Consider the following 14,776-nt stretch of genomic DNA (forward strand, 5'->3'; position numbering starts at 1 on the left):
CCCGGCCGCGCGACGTCAGGGCTGGGTCTCGTTGTCGATGGTCTGCTGGATCAGCTGCCGCTCCGACTCGGCGGCCAGCTTCGGCGACACGTAGGGGCGCAGGTAGGTCTGGTGGACGCCGGGGACGCGGTCCTCGACGACGAACGTCGCCTTGGTGGAGATCGCGGCACCGGGCGTCCGGACGGTCGGGAGCGTCTTGAAGTCGGCCTTCATCTCCTCCTTGCCGATCTTCGTCAGCACGTATCCGCGCTGGTTGTTGTAGAAGCGCAGATGCGGGTTGATCTTGAGGAAGGGCTGGGCGGCGGGGTCGGAGTCCGTGCCGTCGCCGGTGCTGGTGATGGAGGTGCACACGAGCTCGGAGCCGACGGTCCTGGAGTTCGGGTCGTCGTAGTCGGCCTTGAGGTCGCTCGCCCAGTGGGCGTGCACGTCACCGGTGAGCACGACCGGGTTGCGGACCTTGGCGTCCAGCCACCCCTTGGTGATCCGGTCCCGGGACGCGGCGTAGCCGTCCCAGGCGTCCATGGAGGTCTTCTTGACGGGCCCGGCGGTGTTGTCGCGCTGGGCGAAGAACACCTGCTGGCCGAGGACGTCCCAGCGGGCGGTGGAGCGGCGGAAGCCGTCGAGCAGCCATTTCTCCTGCTCGTTGCCGGTGATGGAGCGCTTCGGGTCGGTGGCCTCGGGGCAGTCCTTGTAGCCGTCGCCGCAGCCCTGGTCGTCCCGGAACTGGCGGGTGTCCAGCATGTGGAAATTGGCGAGCCGGCCCCACTGCACGCGCCGGTAGGCCTGGATGTCGGGTCCCTTCGGGATGGACCGGCGGCGCAGCGGCATGTTCTCGTAGTACGCCTGGAAGGCGGCGGCGCGCCGGGCGCGGAACTCCTCGTAGGAGGGCGTGTCCGAGCCCTCCTCGGGGATGTAGCCGGCCCAGTTGTTCTCGACCTCGTGGTCGTCGAACACGACGAGCCACGGAGCGGCCTCGTGCGCGGCCTGCAGGTCGCGGTCCGACTTGTACTGGGCGTGCCGCAGCCGGTAGTTCGCGAGCGTCACGGTCTCAGGGCCCTCGTGGTCGCGGACGTTGCCGCCCGGGATGGTGTAGACGCCCTTCTTGTACTCGTACTGGTAGTCGCCCAGGTGCAGGATCAGATCCGGGTGTTCCTCGGCGAGCCGCCGGTACGCGGTGAAGTAGCCGTGCTCGAACTGGGAGCACGACACGAAGGCCATGGCGAGGGCGGGGCCGAAGGTGGCGGGGTGCGGGGCGGTGCGGGTCCGCCCGGCCGGGGAGACGTGGTCGTCGACGCGGAAGCGGTACCAGTAGTCGCGTCCCGGGCGCAGCCCGTTCAGCTCGACGTGGACGGAGTGGGCGGACTGGGGCCGGGCGGCGGCGGTGCCGCGGCGTTCGACGCGGCGGAAGCGCGGGTCGGACGAGACCTCCCAGCGCACCGGGATCGTGCGGGCCGGCATGCCGCCGAGGCCGTCCTCGGCGTGGGGGTCGAGGGCCAGCCGGGTCCAGAGGACGAATCCGTCCGGGCCGGGATCACCGGAGGCGACGCCGAGCGTGAACGGGTCGCCGGGGAGGGCACGGGTGCGAAGGGCCGCGTTGGCGGCGGTTCCGGGGGCGATGGCGACGGCGGTGGCGAGTCCGCTGGTGACCAGGAAGGTGCGCCGGTTCAGCGGGCGGGCGAAGTCGGCCATGGAGGAGCGACCTTTCGGAGGGGTCCGGCAGCGATCGCCGGACAGCCTCACGAAGATCGGTGACCTCGGGGCACCGCGCGGATGACGCCCGCCACAACAAAGACGAGCTTTTGGGCGGCGCTAGAAGATCATGCGGCGCGGGAGGAAGGATGGTAAGCTTGCAGATCGCGACTTGCGCACAAATAGCTCCATCCTATGAATAGGAGTGTAGCCGAGGCATGGGACTCCGTCAAGCCGACGCTGTCAACCCGGAACGGGAAGAAAAATCGCGGCAGGCCGCCGTGCGCACCGAGCAGGAGTACGTGTCCCGCGTGTACGCGCTGCTCGACGCCGAGCGGGAGAGCGCCGAGTCCGCGCTGCGCCAGGGCCCGGCGACGGGCGGCGGGGCCGCGTTCCAGGCGCGGCTGGAGAGCGCCGTCGCCACCGACGAGGCCGCCCGGCGGCTCGCCCGGCTCGGCGGCGTCGAGCAGGGCCTGTGCTTCGGCCGGATCGATCACCGCGCCGACGCCGACGGCCCCGGCGACACGTTCTACATCGGCCGGATCGGCCTCCGCGACGCGGAGCACGAACCCGTCCTGATCGACTGGCGCGCCGCCGCGGCCCGCCCGTTCTACACCGCGACGCCGGGCGCCCCCGGCACGCTCGCGCGCCGGCGCCACCTGCACCTGCGCCACCGCGAGGTCGTCCGGCTGGACGACGAGGTGTTCGACCTGGAGGGCCTGGAGGAGTCGGAGCGCGGCGGCGTCGTGGGCGAGGCCGCCCTCCTCGCCACCCTCCGCCGCCGCCGGACGGGCCGGATGAGCGACGTGGTCGCGACCATCCAGGAGGAGCAGGACCAGGTGATCCGCTCGGGCCTGCACGGTGTGCTGGTCGTCCAGGGCGGGCCCGGCACCGGCAAGACGGTCGCCGCGCTGCACCGGGCCGCGTATCTCCTGTACACGCACCGGGACGTCCTCGAACGCCGCGGGGTGCTCGTCGTCGGCCCCAACGCCACGTTCCTCCGCTACATCGAGCAGGTCCTTCCGGGTCTGGGCGAGACCGATGTCGCCCTGGCCACGGTCGGCGAGCTGTATCCGGGGCTCAAGGCGACGGCCACCGAAACGCCCGCGGTCGCCGTCATCAAGGGTGACCTTCGCATGGCGGACCTCGTGCAAGCGGCCGTTCACGACCGGCAGCGCGTGCCTTCTGGCGGCCTCCATCTCGACGTGGAGGGCCTCACTCTCGTCGTGGACGCCGAAAAGTGCGAGCAGATCCGTGACCGTGCCCGTGGCCTGCGCCTCCCCCACAACGTTCAGCGGCGCCGCTTCGTCCACGACATGCTGGAGGCCCTCGCCGTCAACCGGGCCGAGCAGTACGAGCGCATCATGGACGAGCCCTTGGAGGAGATGGCCAAATCGGGCGGGCTCCCCGACTGGATTCAGGAACTCATCGACGAGGCCGAAGACGAACCCCTCCTGGACGAGACGGACCTCCGCCTGGCCAAGGAAGCCCTCTGGCAGGACCCGGCCGTCCGGCAGGCCCTGAACGAGCTCTGGCCCAGACTGACACCGCAGCGGTTGCTCAGCGACCTCTACGACTCCCCCGAGACCCTCGCCCGCCTCGGCGCCCAGGTGGGCCTTGCCGACTGCACGCTCCTGCAGCGTCCGCCCCGGTCCCCGTGGACGGTCCCGGACGTCCCCCTCCTCGACGAGGCCGCCGAGCACCTGGGCAAGGACGACTCCGCCGACAGGGCCCGGCAGCGCGCCGCCGACGCCGCCCGCGCCGAGGAGGAGCGCTACGCCCAGGAGGTCATCGAGGCCGCCGGCACCACGAACCTGCTTTCCGCGGCCGACGTGATCTCCGCCGGCGCCCTCGCCGACCGCCACAACGCCGACGGCCCGTTCCTCACCACCGCCCAGCGCGCCAAGGCCGACCGCGAATGGGCGTACGGCCACGTCATCGTGGACGAGGCGCAGGAACTCTCCGAGATGGCCTGGCGCACGGTGATGCGCCGCGTCCCCACCCGCTCGCTCACCGTCGTCGGCGACATCGCCCAGACCGGCAACGCGGCGGGCGCCGCGTCATGGGGCCAGATGCTCGACCGCTACGTCCCGGGCCGCTGGCGCGAGCAGCGCCTCCTCGTCAACTACCGCACCCCGGCCGCCATCATGCGGGTCGCCGCCGACGTCCTCGCCGCCGTCGCCCCGGGCGAGACCCCGCCCGAACCCGTCCGCGACGACGGCCCGCCCCCTGCCGCGATCGCGCTGCCGGTGGCCGAACTGCCGTCGCTCGTCGGCTCGGAGCTGTCCCGCATCGCGGGCGACGACGACATCGGCGGCGCGTTCAAGGAGGGCCGCCTCGCCGTCATCACCTCCGGAGCCCGCCGCACCGCCGTCCTGGACGCCCTCCCGGACGCCGCCGTGGGCGCCACCCCGGAGGCGCTCGACTCCCCCACCGTCGTCCTCACCGCGGAGGAGGCCAAGGGCCTGGAGTTCGACTCCGTCATCGTCGTCGACCCGTCCGGCGTCCTCACCGAGTCCCCGAAGGGCGGTCAAGATCTCTACGTGGCGCTGACCAGGGCGACCCGCCGTCTGACGATCGTCCACGACCACGACCTCCCGCCCCTCCTAGCGGCCCTGGAGTAGGCCCGCCAGGGTCAGGTGGAGCTCGGTCTCGATGATCCGGCCAGCGGCCGCGGGGTCGCCGGCGCGGATCGCCTCCACCAGGGCGGCGTGGGCGTCCCGGCCGTGGGCGGTGTCGGACTCGCGGACGTCCACCAGGGTGACGAGGTCGAGAAGGCCGTCGCGCAGGACCGGGACGAACCCGGCGAAGAGGTCGGCGAGGACCGGGTTGTGCGCGGCGGCGATGACGGCGGTGTGCAGGGCGATGTCGGCGTCGATGAACGCCTCGACGGCCGGGCCCGCGAACGCCTCGTCGCGGGCGGCGAGCGCCCGGTCGAGGGCGGTGAGGTCGGCGGCGGTCCGGCGCTCGGCGGCGAGCTCGGCGGCGCGGACCTCCAGCATGGTGCGGATCTCGTAGACGTCGGCGACGGAGGCGCGGCGGAGCCGGGCGGGCCAGTCCTCGTCCGGCTCGGTCGCGATGACGAAGACGCCGGCGCCCTGGCGGGCCTGGACGAGGCCGGCGCCGGCCAGGGCGCGCAGCGCCTCGCGGACGGTGGAGCGGCCCACGCCCAGTTCTCTGGCCAGCGTCGTCTCCCCTGGGAGCTTCGTCCCGACCGGCCATGCACCGCCGGCGATCTGGTCGCGGAGACGCTGCGCGGCCTGCTCGACGAGCGGACTGGGCCGAAGGCGGCCGAGGGGCATGTGGTTCCTCCAGGACGACGAGCCTCCAGGCTAGCCGCCCCTCAGCTTGTCTGAGGAGTTGATGTGTGATTGGGTGTGCCGCGTGTCGTGGCGAGTTCTTCTTCTCGGTCGCCGCGGCGGGGCCTGATCCGGACCGGCACCCCGCCGCGGGGTCCGGTGCTGCCGGTCGTCCGGCGATCGCAAAAGGACAAGCCCCAATGAACTTCCCGACTCTGCGCACCCCGTCCGGCCCGGTTCCGGAGGGCGCGCCCTTCTGGAATCCGCAGCGCGGCAGCTCAATGCCGTTCCACCGCTACCGCTCCGTTCACGAGCGCGTGCCGTCCCCCGTGCCGGTGATCGAGCGCACCTGGCCGTCCAGGCGCATCGAGAGCGCGCCGCTGTGGGTGCCCGTCGACCTGCGGGACGGCAACCAGGCCCTGGCCGAGCCGATGGACACCGCCCGCAAGCGCCGCATGTTCGACCTCTTCGTCGCGATGGGGTTCAAGGAGATCGAGGTCGGCTACCCGTCCGCCAGCCGGACCGACTTCGACTTCGTCCGGCACCTGGCGAAGGCGGGGCTGCCGGACGACGTGACGCCCGTGGTGTTCACACCGGCCCGCAGGGACCTGATCGAGCGGACCTTCGCGTCGATCGAGGGACTGCCCCGGGCGGTCGTGCACCTGTACACGGCGACGGGCCCGGTATGGCGGGACGTCGTGCTGGGTGCCGGCCGGGACGGAGTGCGGAAGCTGATCCTCGACGGGGCGGCGGACGTGGCCCGGCTCGCCGGGCCGGGCGTGCGGTTCGAGTTCTCGCCCGAGACGTTCAACGTCACCGAGCCCGACTACGCGCTGGAGGTGTGCGACGCGGTCACCGCGCTCTGGGACGCCTCCCCCGACCGTCCGGTGATCCTGAACCTGCCGGTCACGGTCGAGATCGCCACGCCGAACGTGTACGCCGACCAGATCGAGTACATGCACCGCAACCTGGCCCGGCGCGACGCGGTCATCCTGTCCGTCCACCCGCACAACGACCGCGGGACGGGCGTGGCCTGCGCGGAGCTGGCGCTGCTGGCGGGCGCGCAGCGGGTCGAGGGCTGCCTGTTCGGCAACGGCGAGCGGACGGGCAACGTCGACCTGGTCACGCTGGCGATGAACCTGCACGCCCAGGGTGTCGACCCGCGGATCGACTTCTCCGACATCGACGAGATCCGCCGGACGGTCGAGTACTGCAACCGGCTGCCCGTCCACGAGCGGCACCCGTACGGCGGCGACCTGGTGTACACGGCCTTCTCCGGGACGCACCAGGACGCCATCGGCAAGGGCATGGCCCTCCACGCGCGGCGCGCCGAGGAGAGGGGCGTGTCTCCGGAGGAACTGGCGTGGGACGTCCCGTACCTGCCGATCGACCCGGCCGACGTGGGCCGCGGCTACGAGGCCGTCATCCGCGTCAACAGCCAGTCCGGGAAGGGCGGGATCTCCTATCTCCTGAAGACGGAGTACGGCCTGGATCTCCCGCGCCGCCTGCAGATCGAGTTCTCCCAGGTCGTCCAGCGGGCGACGGACGGCAGCGGCGAGGAGATCACGGCGGCCGAGCTCTGGGACCTGTTCCGCGCCGAGTACCTGGACCGGTCCGACGGCGGCCCGGTGAGGCTCGCCGGGTGGCGGACGTCGCACACCGGCGCTCTTCCGGGGGGTGTGGGGGGTCGCCCCCCACAGAAGACAGGTCCGGCGCGGCACGACTTCACCGGCGTCATCCGCGTCGGCGGGAGTGAGCGCGAGTACACCGGTTCGGGGAACGGTCCGCTGGACGCCCTCACCGACGCCCTGGCGGCCGCCGGGATGAAGGTGGACGTCCTGCAGTACGCCGAGCACTCGACCGAGGCCGGCCCCGACGCCAGGGCCGCCGCCTACGCCGAGTGCCGCGTTGACGGCGTCACGTCCTGGGGCGCCGGCCACGACACGTCGGTGCTCACCGCCTCGGTCCAGGCCGTCCTGTCGGCGGTGAACCGCGCGAAGACCGTCTAGCGGCGCCGCCGCAGGGGGCGCCGCCAGGACAGGCCGGTCCCGGGGATGCGGAAGGTCATCTCCCGGCGCCCGTCCGCCGAGTGGCTGTACCGGGCGCCGCGCGTCCCGACGCTGTGGCCGACGCCCTTCTTCGAGAAGTTGATCCGGAACGGTCCCATCCGGACTGATTTTCGATAGCTCCAACCCATGGGGACGGGGATGCCCGGCGAAGAGGCCGGGCATCCCCGCCCTCCTTCACGGCCGGACCGAGAACCGGAATACGGATCGACCGTTGCCCGCAAGGGCAGGAGGTGACCAAAACCGGCCCGAGTTCGTCGTGCGCCGCCCTTTACCCGCCGTTGCGGGGCGAGGAACCTGTGCCCCGTCGGAGATCATTTTCATTCCCGGAGGTGCGGGTTGGCCAGGCGACCCCTGAGACGAACCCGGCGGACGATGACGGTGGCCGTGCTGACCGGCGCGGCGCTCACCGGCGCGGGCGGCGGCGCGACGGCGCTGGCCCAGCCGTCCCCCAAGATCGTGGTGAAGGACGGCGTGACCCAGCCCGTCTTCTCCTACAAGGACGCGATCCGCGAGCACGTCTACGTCGAGTCCGGCGTGGACAGCGACGGAGACGGCAAGAAGGACCGCGTCAACGTCGACATCATCCGGCCCAAGGAGACCGACCACGGCCTCAAGGTGCCGGTGATCATGGATGAGAGCCCGTACTACGACAACGCCGGGCGCGGCAACGAGAGCGAGCGCAAGACCTACGACGCCAACGGGAACCCGGTGAAGTTCCCGCTGTTCTACGACAACTACTTCGTCCCGCGCGGGTACGCGTTCCTCGCCGTGGACATGGTGGGGACGACCCGCTCGGACGGCTGCCCGGTCAGCGGCGGGCCGACGGACGTCCTCGGCGGCAAGGCCGTGGTGGACTGGCTCAACGGGCGCGCCAAGGCGTACCGGCCGGACGGGAGCCCGGCGAAGGCGACCTGGACGACCGGCCGCACCGGCATGATCGGCAAGTCGTACGACGGGACGCTCGCCAACGGCGTCGCCGCGACCGGCGTCGAGGGGCTGGAGACGATCGTCCCGATCTCGGCGATCAGCAGCTGGTACGACTACAGCCGGATGAACGGCGTGAAGTACACCGACGACGAGCAGCCCTGGCTCGCCGACTACGTCGACACCGACCCGCCCGCGAAGTGCGCCGCCGTGAACGCCGGGCTCGACCGGGGCGAGGACGACGCGACCGGCAACTACAACGCGTACTGGAAGACCGCCGACTACCGGGACGGGACGATCGCCCGCGCGTCCCGCGTCCGCGCGAGCATCTTCGCGGCCCACGGCGTCAACGACCTGAACGTCAAGGACGACAACTTCGCCGAGTGGTGGAACGCACTCGCGCGGCGCGGCGTGCAGCGCAAGGTGTGGCTGACGCAGCGCGGCCACGTCGACCCGTTCGACACCCGGCGGGACGCGTGGGTCGCGATCCTGCACAAGTGGTTCGACCACGAGCTGCAGAAGGTCCCCAACGACGTCATGGAGCAGCCGCGCGCCGACATCGAGGTCGGCCCGGACCAGTGGATCACCCAGCGGGACTGGCCGTCCCCGGGCGCGCGCACCATCACCCTCCGCCCCGGCGCGAACGGCACGCTGGGCCTGAAGCAGGCCGCCGGGGGCACGACCGCCACCTTCGCCGACGCCGCCGGCCCGCAGGGCGCGGGCTACCCCGAGGACGCGATGGTCTCCGACCCGACGGCCTCCCAGCCCTACCGGGCCGCGTTCGTCTCGGCCCCGCTGCCGAAGACCGGCCGCCTGTCCGGGACCCCGGACGCCCGCCTGCGGATCAAGCTGGACGAGCCCACGGCCGACCTCACCGCCCTGCTCGTCGACTACGGCGACGACACCCGTGTGAACTACCTCGGCCCCGGCTCCGGCATCCGGACGCTGACCACCGAGGACTGCCACGGTGAGAGCACGCCCGCCGACGACGCCTGCTACAAGCAGACCCAGGTCACGACGGTCACCTCACCGGTGAACGTGGTCGCCCGCGGCTGGCTCGACGCCCAGAACGACCGGTCGCTGAGCCGCCCGTCGCCGCTGGAGCCGGGCCGCTACTACGACGTCCGCTGGGGGACGCTCAGCCAGGAGTACCTGCTCAAGAAGGGCCACCGGCTGGCCCTCGTCCTCGCCGGGACGGACGCCGACTACAACTTCGACACGCCGACCGGCGCCCAGGTGACGGTGGACCTGCGCGGCAGCTCCATCCGCATCCCGGTCGTCGCGGCCGAAGAGGGCGTGACCGCCCTGGTCGCCCCGCCGCAGCCCGCCGAGACCTGGCGCGGCCCGTCCAAGGTCACCCTCCCCGTCCAGGAGCGCAAGCTCTACTGACCCGCCCCGAGGCCCGCCGCCCCCGCGCGGCGGGCCTCACGCACGTCTCAAACCTCGACGCTCTCGCCGGGCCCGAGCAGGTGGAGGCGGTCGGCGAGGGCGGCCTTGTCGAAGGCGGGCGGGATCGTGTCGCGCCCCTGGGAGAAGTGCGCCCAGCCTTCGAAGTGCAGCGGGACGATGTGGGCGGCGCCCAGGATGGTGGCCGCCTCGGCGGCGTCCTCGCTGGTCAGCGTCAGGTAGGCGTCGCCCAGGAGCGGGGTCTGGGCTCCGCCGGCGAAGAGGACGGCCACGTCGAACGGGGCGAACCGCCCGGCGACGGCACGGACCACGGCCAGGGACGCGTTGTCGCCGCTCACATAGGTGGTGGGCAGCCCTTCGCCGGACAGGACGAAGCCGGTGACCGGGCCCGTGAGGTGCTCGGTGCCGTCCGGGCCGTGCTGGGCCGGGACACCGGTGACCCGGAGCGTCCCGCCGTCCGGCCGGGGCAGGTCGACATGCTCCCAGTTCGGCAGCGCACGGGCGGTGCCGCCGAGGCGTCCGGCGCCGGCCTCCGTCGTCAGGGTGAGCGGGACCCCGGCCAGGTAGGCGCGGCCGCCGGTGTCCAGGTTGTCCGGGTGCTGGTCGTGGGACAGGAGCACCGCGTCGACCGGGCCGATCTCGTCCGGGCCGAGGATGGGTTCGGCGGTTTTGGTCAGCTTCCGGGAACCGATCGGGTAGTCGCCGGGCGCGTCGAACGTCGGGTCGACGACGAGCCGCATGCCACCGGTCTCCAGGATCGCGCTCGGACCGCCGAGATACCGGACGTTCAACGAGGGCATTGCGCCGCCTTCAGGTCGATCACGTGGTCTTGCCGTAATCGCTGGGCGGCACCGGAAATTCCCGGTGATCAGTGGTTGTCGGTGTCCTTGCTCGGCTGGACGCGTTTGGGCTCGCCGGGCATCTTCGGGTAGTTCGGGGGGTACGGCATGTCGCCGAGGCCATGGTCCGCCTCGTCGCGGTCGGCCATTTCGAGGAGCGCCTCAAGGGAGAACGACTCGTCGTCGATGGACGCGTGGAGATCGCCGACCTTGGCGAAGCGGTCGGGCATGGTGGCGATGGTGAAGTCGTGCGGGTCGGCGTCGGGCAGCTCGTCCCAGGTCACCGGGGCGGAGACGGGGGCGTGCGGAGCCGGGCGGACGCTGTACGCGGAGGCGATCGTGCGGTCGCGCGCGTTTTGATTAAAGTCGATGAAGATCTGTTCCCCCCGTTCCTCCTTCCACCATTTCGTGGTGACCTCGGCGGGGACGCGGCGCTCCACCTCGCGGCCGAACGCGAGGGCGGCCCGGCGCACCTCGGTGAACGTCCAGCGGGGCTCGATGCGGACGTAGATGTGCACGCCGCCCTTGCCGGACGTCTTCACGTAACCGGTGTAACCCAGCTCCGACAGCAGGTCGCGGGCCGGGCCGAGAGCCACCCTGACGGCGTCGGAGAAGTCGGTGCCGGGCTGCGGGTCGAGGTCGATCCGCAGCTCGTCCGGATGATCGACGTCGCCCTTGCGGACGGGCCACGGGTGGAACGTCAGCGTGCCGAGGTTCGCCGCCCAGGCGATCACGGCGACCTCGGTCGGGCAGACCTCGTCGGCGGAACGTCCGCTGGGGAAGGCGATCCGGGCGGTCTGCACCCAGTCGGGCGCGCCCTTCGGGATGCGCTTCTGGTAGAACGCGTCGGACTTGCCGGCGCCCATGCCGGCCTGGCCACGGGCGTAGTCCTCGCGGGTGGCCATCTTGGCGCCCTCGAAGACGCCGGCCGGCCAGCGTTCCAGGGTCGTCGGCCGGTCGCGGGTGGCGCGCAGGATCCCCTCTCCCACGGCAACGTAGTACTCCACCAGCTGCCGCTTGGTGTAGCCGTGCTCCGGAAAGTAGACCTTGTCGGGATTGGTCACCTTGACGAGCCGATCCCCGACCGGGATCTCGATGAAGGGCGAGGCCATGGCAGCACGCTAACCCACTCGTCCGACAAGGTGGCGGGTACCGTCGTGAGTATGGAGAAGATCCGCAAGAGCGAGGACGAGTGGCGGGCGCGGCTCAGCCCCGAGGAGTACCACGTGCTGCGCGAAGCGGGCACCGAGAAGCCCTTCACCGGCGAGTACACCGACACCAGGACCGTCGGCGTGTACCGGTGCCGCGCCTGCGGGACGGAGCTGTTCCGGTCCGGTGCCAAGTTCGAGAGCCACTGCGGCTGGCCGTCGTTCTTCGAGCCGTCGGAGTCCGACGCCGTCATCCTGATCGAGGACGGCTCGCTCGGCATGGTCCGCACCGAGGTGCGGTGCGCCGCCTGCGACTCGCACCTCGGCCACGTCTTCCACGGCGAGGGTTACGACACCCCGACCGACGACCGCTACTGCATCAACTCGATCTCGCTCACGCTCGAACCCGCCGGCTGACCCCGAGCCCGGCAAGGCGACCCCGGTGGACGCCCGGACGCGGGTCCTCCGCGAGATCCCCCGCATCGGGCGCCGCTCGGCCAGGTGATCGCGGCGGCGCCTGCTAGCGGGTCTCGGGGACCTCGCAGTCGTCCTTGTCGCTCTGCTTGTTCGCGAGGACGACGCTGCCGTTGTCGTCGCTCTTGCCGTGGACGAAGACGCGCGGTTCGTCGTCGCCGCCGTCCTCCAGGAACTGGGTCGTCCACTTGCACAGGTCGAGGGCGGGCTTGGAGTTCTCGTCCTCCTCGCCCAGGTCCGTGTAGACGCGGACGAAGCTGCCGCTGCGGCGGACGTCGGTGACGTGCTTGACGACCTTCCCGTCCGGGTCCTTGGTCTCGAAGTACGGCACCGCGTCGGTGATCTCGTCGGGGTCCCCCGCGGCCGCGAGGCTCTCGTGCGTCGACGGGGAGGCGGCGGCGCTGCGGACGGCGGCGGCGCGGGGCGCGGGCTCCGCGCCGCCGGGCAGCGCCAGCACACCGGCCGTCGCGACCGCCGCCACAGCCGCGGCCGCCGTGCCGGCGGCGGCCAGCCGGCGCCGCCGCGACCCTCGCACGGACGCGATCAGGCGGTTCCAGCGGATCGCGAATGCGGACGGCGGCCTCGCGTGCCGTCCGCGGGAGTGGCTGCCGGGAGACTTGGTCACGGACGGCACCTTACTGCTGATTCGCCCCGTCCTCCGCCGGGTCGGGCGATGTGCCGCTAGGCGAGGCCGGCGACGAGCTCGGCGACCGGCTTGCGGCGGCCGGTGTAGAACGGGATCTCGAGGCGGGTGTGCAACCGCGCCTTCGCGCCGCGCAGGTGGCGCATCAGGTCGACGATGCGGTGCAGTTCGTCGGCCTCGAACGCGAGCATCCACTCGTAGTCGCCGAGCGCGAAGGCCGACACGGTGTTGGCCCGGACGTCGGGGTAGTCGCGCGCCATCATGCCGTGCTCGGCGAGCATCGCGCGGCGCTCCTCGTCCGGCAGCAGGTACCACTCGTAGGACCGGACGAACGGGTACACGCAGACGTAGTCGCGCGGCTCCTCGTCGGCGAGGAACGCGGGAATGTGGCTCTTGTTGAACTCGGCAGGACGGTGCAGCGCCATCTGCGACCACACCGGCTCGCTCGCGCGGCCCAGCGCCGTCCGGCGGAACCGGGTGTAGACCTCCTGGAGGTCGTCGGACGTGGGGGCGTGCCACCAGAACATGAAGTCGGCGTCCGCGCGCAGGCCGGCGACGTCGTAGGCACCGCGCGTGGTGACGTCCTTCTGGGCCGCCTGGTCGAGGAGGTCCTGGACCTCGGCCGCGTCCTTCTCGCCGACGGTGCCCGGGTTCGCGACCCGGAAGACCGACCACATGGTGTAGCAGATGACGTTATTGAGTTCGCGTGCCTTCGGCTTGCCCGCCGGCTCGGTCATGATCCACTCCTTCTCGACTGCGCAGATGGTCCAGCACCCGGGTCGCCGCCGCGCGCGCCGAGGCGATGCACGCGGGGACGCCGAGGCCGTCGTAGGCGGCGCCGGCGACGGCCAGCCCCGGCTCACCGGCGACTGCGGCCCGGATCTTGGCCACGCGGTCGGCGTGGCCCACGTTGTACTGCGGGAGGCCGCCGCCCCACCGGGTCACCCGGCTCTCCACCGGGAGCTCGGTGACGCCGCACGTCGCGCCGAGCTCGGCCATGGCGGTCGCGGTGAGCTCCTCGTCGGCCCGCTGGAGCGTGTGCTCCTCGCCGAACCGCCCGATGGAGCAGCGGACCGCGATGACACCGGGGTCACGGTCGCGCAGGTGAGGCCATTTTACCGAGCTGAAGGTGACGGCCTTGACCCCTCGGCCGCCGTTGTCCGGGGCGCTCTCCACGCCCGGGACGAGGTAGCCGCTGCCCTCCGGCGGCCGCGGGAACGCGGTGGCCCGGTAGGCGAGCGTGATGATCGCCATGCTGGCGTACTCGATGCCGGCCAGCTCCCGCGCGGCGGCGGGCACGTCCGGCTTCAGCAGCCGGGAAGCGGGGGCCGCCGGGACCGCGATCACCACCGCGTCGGCGTCGAGGTACTCGGGGGCGCGGGCCGGGCCGATGGTGAGCCGCCAGCCGTCCGCGCGGCGGCGCAGCTCACGGACCATCGCGCCGGTCCGGACCGTCCCGCCGGCCTCGGCGAGGTCGGCGGCGACCAGGTGCGGGAGCGTGCCGAGGCCGTCCGGCAGCGTGGCGAACACCGGGCCGGGGTCCTTGGGCGCCGCGTCCCTGATGCCCTGGACGGCGCTGATCAGCGACCGGTGCGCGCGCGCCGCGGCGGCGACGGCGGGGAGGGTGGAGTCGAACGACAGCAGCTCGGCGCGTCCCGCGTAGACGCCGCCGAGCAGCGGCTCGACGAGCCGGTCGACGACCTCGCGGCCGAGGCGGGCGCCGATGAAGTCGGCGACGGACACGTCCGCGCCGCGCGGCGTCTCGGGCAGCACCAGGTCGAGCGGGACGCGCGCCAGCCCGGCCGGCGACAGCACCTGCGAGGCGGCCAGCGCCTTCAGGTCGGACGGGACGCCCATCACCTGCCCGGACGGGATCGGCCGGAGCGCGCCGCGGCTGAGGATCGCCGAGGATGTGGTGCCGGGGTTCACGAGGTCGCCGGAACGGCCGAGGTCGCGCACCAGGTCCAGGCCCTCGGGGCGGCGGGCGAGCATCGACTCGGCGCCCTCGTCCACCGGGACGCCGGCGATGTCGCCGACCCGCAGCTTGCCGCCGATGTCCGGGGAGCCCTCCAGGACGGTCACCCGCAGGCCGCCCCGGGCGAGCAGGCGCGCGGCGGCGAGGCCCGCGATGCCGCCCCCGACGACAACGGCATGGGACGTGGTCATGGCCCCAGCCTCCCAGACGTCCCGCCGCACCGCGCACCGGGGCGGCGGGCACAGCGCCCCGCACGGGGCCGGGCCGTGACCGGCGCGTGCCCTCTCCGTGCCCGCATCGCGATCCGGT

Annotated in this window: 12 protein-coding genes; 4 read left to right on the forward strand and 8 right to left on the reverse strand. The window is 72.4% G+C overall.

The annotated features are described in order from the left end of the window. Positions 1–15: 15 nt before the first annotated feature. A complete protein-coding gene (locus tag ACQPZP_RS29905; RefSeq protein ID WP_433473061.1) occupies positions 16–1,689 on the reverse strand; it encodes an alkaline phosphatase D family protein in 1,674 nt (557 codons plus the stop codon). Positions 1,690–1,907: 218 nt separating this feature from the next. On the opposite strand from ACQPZP_RS29905, the gene ACQPZP_RS29910 reads away from it, so the two are divergent. After that, the gene (locus ACQPZP_RS29910) at positions 1,908–4,313 is read left to right on the forward strand and encodes a HelD family protein (protein WP_433473062.1); all 2,406 of its coding nucleotides are present in this window, start codon (positions 1,908–1,910) and stop codon (positions 4,311–4,313) included. On the opposite strand, the gene ACQPZP_RS29915 is transcribed toward ACQPZP_RS29910, so the two are convergent. Continuing rightward, positions 4,296–4,991 (reverse strand): FadR/GntR family transcriptional regulator, encoded by a 696-nt coding sequence (locus ACQPZP_RS29915; protein WP_433473063.1) that lies wholly within the window; start codon positions 4,989–4,991, stop codon positions 4,296–4,298. The genes ACQPZP_RS29910 and ACQPZP_RS29915 overlap by 18 nt on opposite strands. A 278-nt stretch (positions 4,992–5,269) precedes the next feature. On the opposite strand from ACQPZP_RS29915, the gene leuA reads away from it, so the two are divergent. Beyond that, positions 5,270–6,997, forward strand: coding sequence for a 2-isopropylmalate synthase (gene leuA, locus ACQPZP_RS29920; protein WP_433479696.1), 1,728 nt, complete (start codon positions 5,270–5,272; stop codon positions 6,995–6,997). Here leuA and ACQPZP_RS29925 read toward each other — a convergent pair. Further along, positions 6,994–7,185, reverse strand: coding sequence for a DUF4236 domain-containing protein (locus ACQPZP_RS29925; protein WP_433473064.1), 192 nt, complete (start codon positions 7,183–7,185; stop codon positions 6,994–6,996). The genes leuA and ACQPZP_RS29925 overlap by 4 nt on opposite strands. Before the next feature lie 244 nt (positions 7,186–7,429). Between ACQPZP_RS29925 and ACQPZP_RS29930 the strand changes: the two genes are divergently transcribed. After that, positions 7,430–9,370, forward strand: coding sequence for a Xaa-Pro dipeptidyl-peptidase (locus ACQPZP_RS29930; protein WP_433473065.1), 1,941 nt, complete (start codon positions 7,430–7,432; stop codon positions 9,368–9,370). Between the two features lie 47 nt (positions 9,371–9,417). Here ACQPZP_RS29930 and ACQPZP_RS29935 read toward each other — a convergent pair whose 3' ends face one another. Together ACQPZP_RS29935 and ACQPZP_RS29940 are read right to left on the reverse strand one after the other, a co-directional pair. Further along, positions 9,418–10,188 carry an MBL fold metallo-hydrolase gene (locus ACQPZP_RS29935; protein WP_433473066.1) on the reverse strand — a complete coding sequence of 257 codons (771 nt, stop codon included), beginning with the start codon at positions 10,186–10,188 and terminating at the stop codon, positions 9,418–9,420. Positions 10,189–10,256: 68 nt separating this feature from the next. Beyond that, positions 10,257–11,339, reverse strand: coding sequence for a DNA polymerase domain-containing protein (locus ACQPZP_RS29940; protein ID WP_433473067.1), 1,083 nt, complete (start codon positions 11,337–11,339; stop codon positions 10,257–10,259). Between the two features lie 51 nt (positions 11,340–11,390). Here ACQPZP_RS29940 and msrB point away from each other — a divergent pair, with 51 nt between their 5' ends. Next, positions 11,391–11,792, forward strand: coding sequence for a peptide-methionine (R)-S-oxide reductase MsrB (msrB, locus tag ACQPZP_RS29945; protein WP_433473068.1), 402 nt, complete (start codon positions 11,391–11,393; stop codon positions 11,790–11,792). Positions 11,793–11,895: 103 nt separating this feature from the next. Here msrB and ACQPZP_RS29950 read toward each other — a convergent pair whose 3' ends face one another. The 3 genes from ACQPZP_RS29950 to hemG are packed head-to-tail and all read right to left on the reverse strand — an operon-like array spanning position 11,896 to position 14,658. Continuing rightward, a complete protein-coding gene (locus tag ACQPZP_RS29950; RefSeq protein WP_433473069.1) occupies positions 11,896–12,474 on the reverse strand; it encodes a hypothetical protein in 579 nt (192 codons plus the stop codon). A 56-nt stretch (positions 12,475–12,530) separates the two neighbouring features. After that, positions 12,531–13,229, reverse strand: coding sequence for a hydrogen peroxide-dependent heme synthase (gene hemQ / locus ACQPZP_RS29955; protein WP_433473070.1), 699 nt, complete (start codon positions 13,227–13,229; stop codon positions 12,531–12,533). Then, entirely contained in the window at positions 13,186–14,658 is a 1,473-nt protein-coding gene (hemG, locus tag ACQPZP_RS29960; RefSeq protein ID WP_433473071.1) for a protoporphyrinogen oxidase, read from the reverse strand. Before hemG ends, hemQ begins: the two co-directional genes overlap by 44 nt. Positions 14,659–14,776 lie beyond the last annotated feature (118 nt).

The organism is Spirillospora sp. CA-142024, assembly GCF_050942325.1.
Lineage (GTDB): Bacteria > Actinomycetota > Actinomycetes > Streptosporangiales > Streptosporangiaceae > Spirillospora.

What these genes read in the sequence shown, in the direction of transcription:
- ACQPZP_RS29905 (WP_433473061.1), bottom strand. Translation starts at nt 1,689, where the DNA reads ATGGCCGACTTCGCCCGCCCGCTGAACCGGCGCACCTTCCTGGTCACC.
- ACQPZP_RS29910 (WP_433473062.1), top strand. Translation starts at nt 1,908, where the DNA reads ATGGGACTCCGTCAAGCCGACGCTGTCAACCCGGAACGGGAAGAAAAA.
- ACQPZP_RS29915 (WP_433473063.1), bottom strand. Translation starts at nt 4,991, where the DNA reads ATGCCCCTCGGCCGCCTTCGGCCCAGTCCGCTCGTCGAGCAGGCCGCG.
- leuA (WP_433479696.1), top strand. Translation starts at nt 5,270, where the DNA reads ATGCCGTTCCACCGCTACCGCTCCGTTCACGAGCGCGTGCCGTCCCCC.
- ACQPZP_RS29925 (WP_433473064.1), bottom strand. Translation starts at nt 7,185, where the DNA reads ATGGGTTGGAGCTATCGAAAATCAGTCCGGATGGGACCGTTCCGGATC.
- ACQPZP_RS29930 (WP_433473065.1), top strand. Translation starts at nt 7,430, where the DNA reads ATGACGGTGGCCGTGCTGACCGGCGCGGCGCTCACCGGCGCGGGCGGC.
- ACQPZP_RS29935 (WP_433473066.1), bottom strand. Translation starts at nt 10,188, where the DNA reads ATGCCCTCGTTGAACGTCCGGTATCTCGGCGGTCCGAGCGCGATCCTG.
- ACQPZP_RS29940 (WP_433473067.1), bottom strand. Translation starts at nt 11,339, where the DNA reads ATGGCCTCGCCCTTCATCGAGATCCCGGTCGGGGATCGGCTCGTCAAG.
- msrB (WP_433473068.1), top strand. Translation starts at nt 11,391, where the DNA reads ATGGAGAAGATCCGCAAGAGCGAGGACGAGTGGCGGGCGCGGCTCAGC.
- hemQ (WP_433473070.1), bottom strand. Translation starts at nt 13,229, where the DNA reads ATGACCGAGCCGGCGGGCAAGCCGAAGGCACGCGAACTCAATAACGTC.
- hemG (WP_433473071.1), bottom strand. Translation starts at nt 14,658, where the DNA reads ATGACCACGTCCCATGCCGTTGTCGTCGGGGGCGGCATCGCGGGCCTC.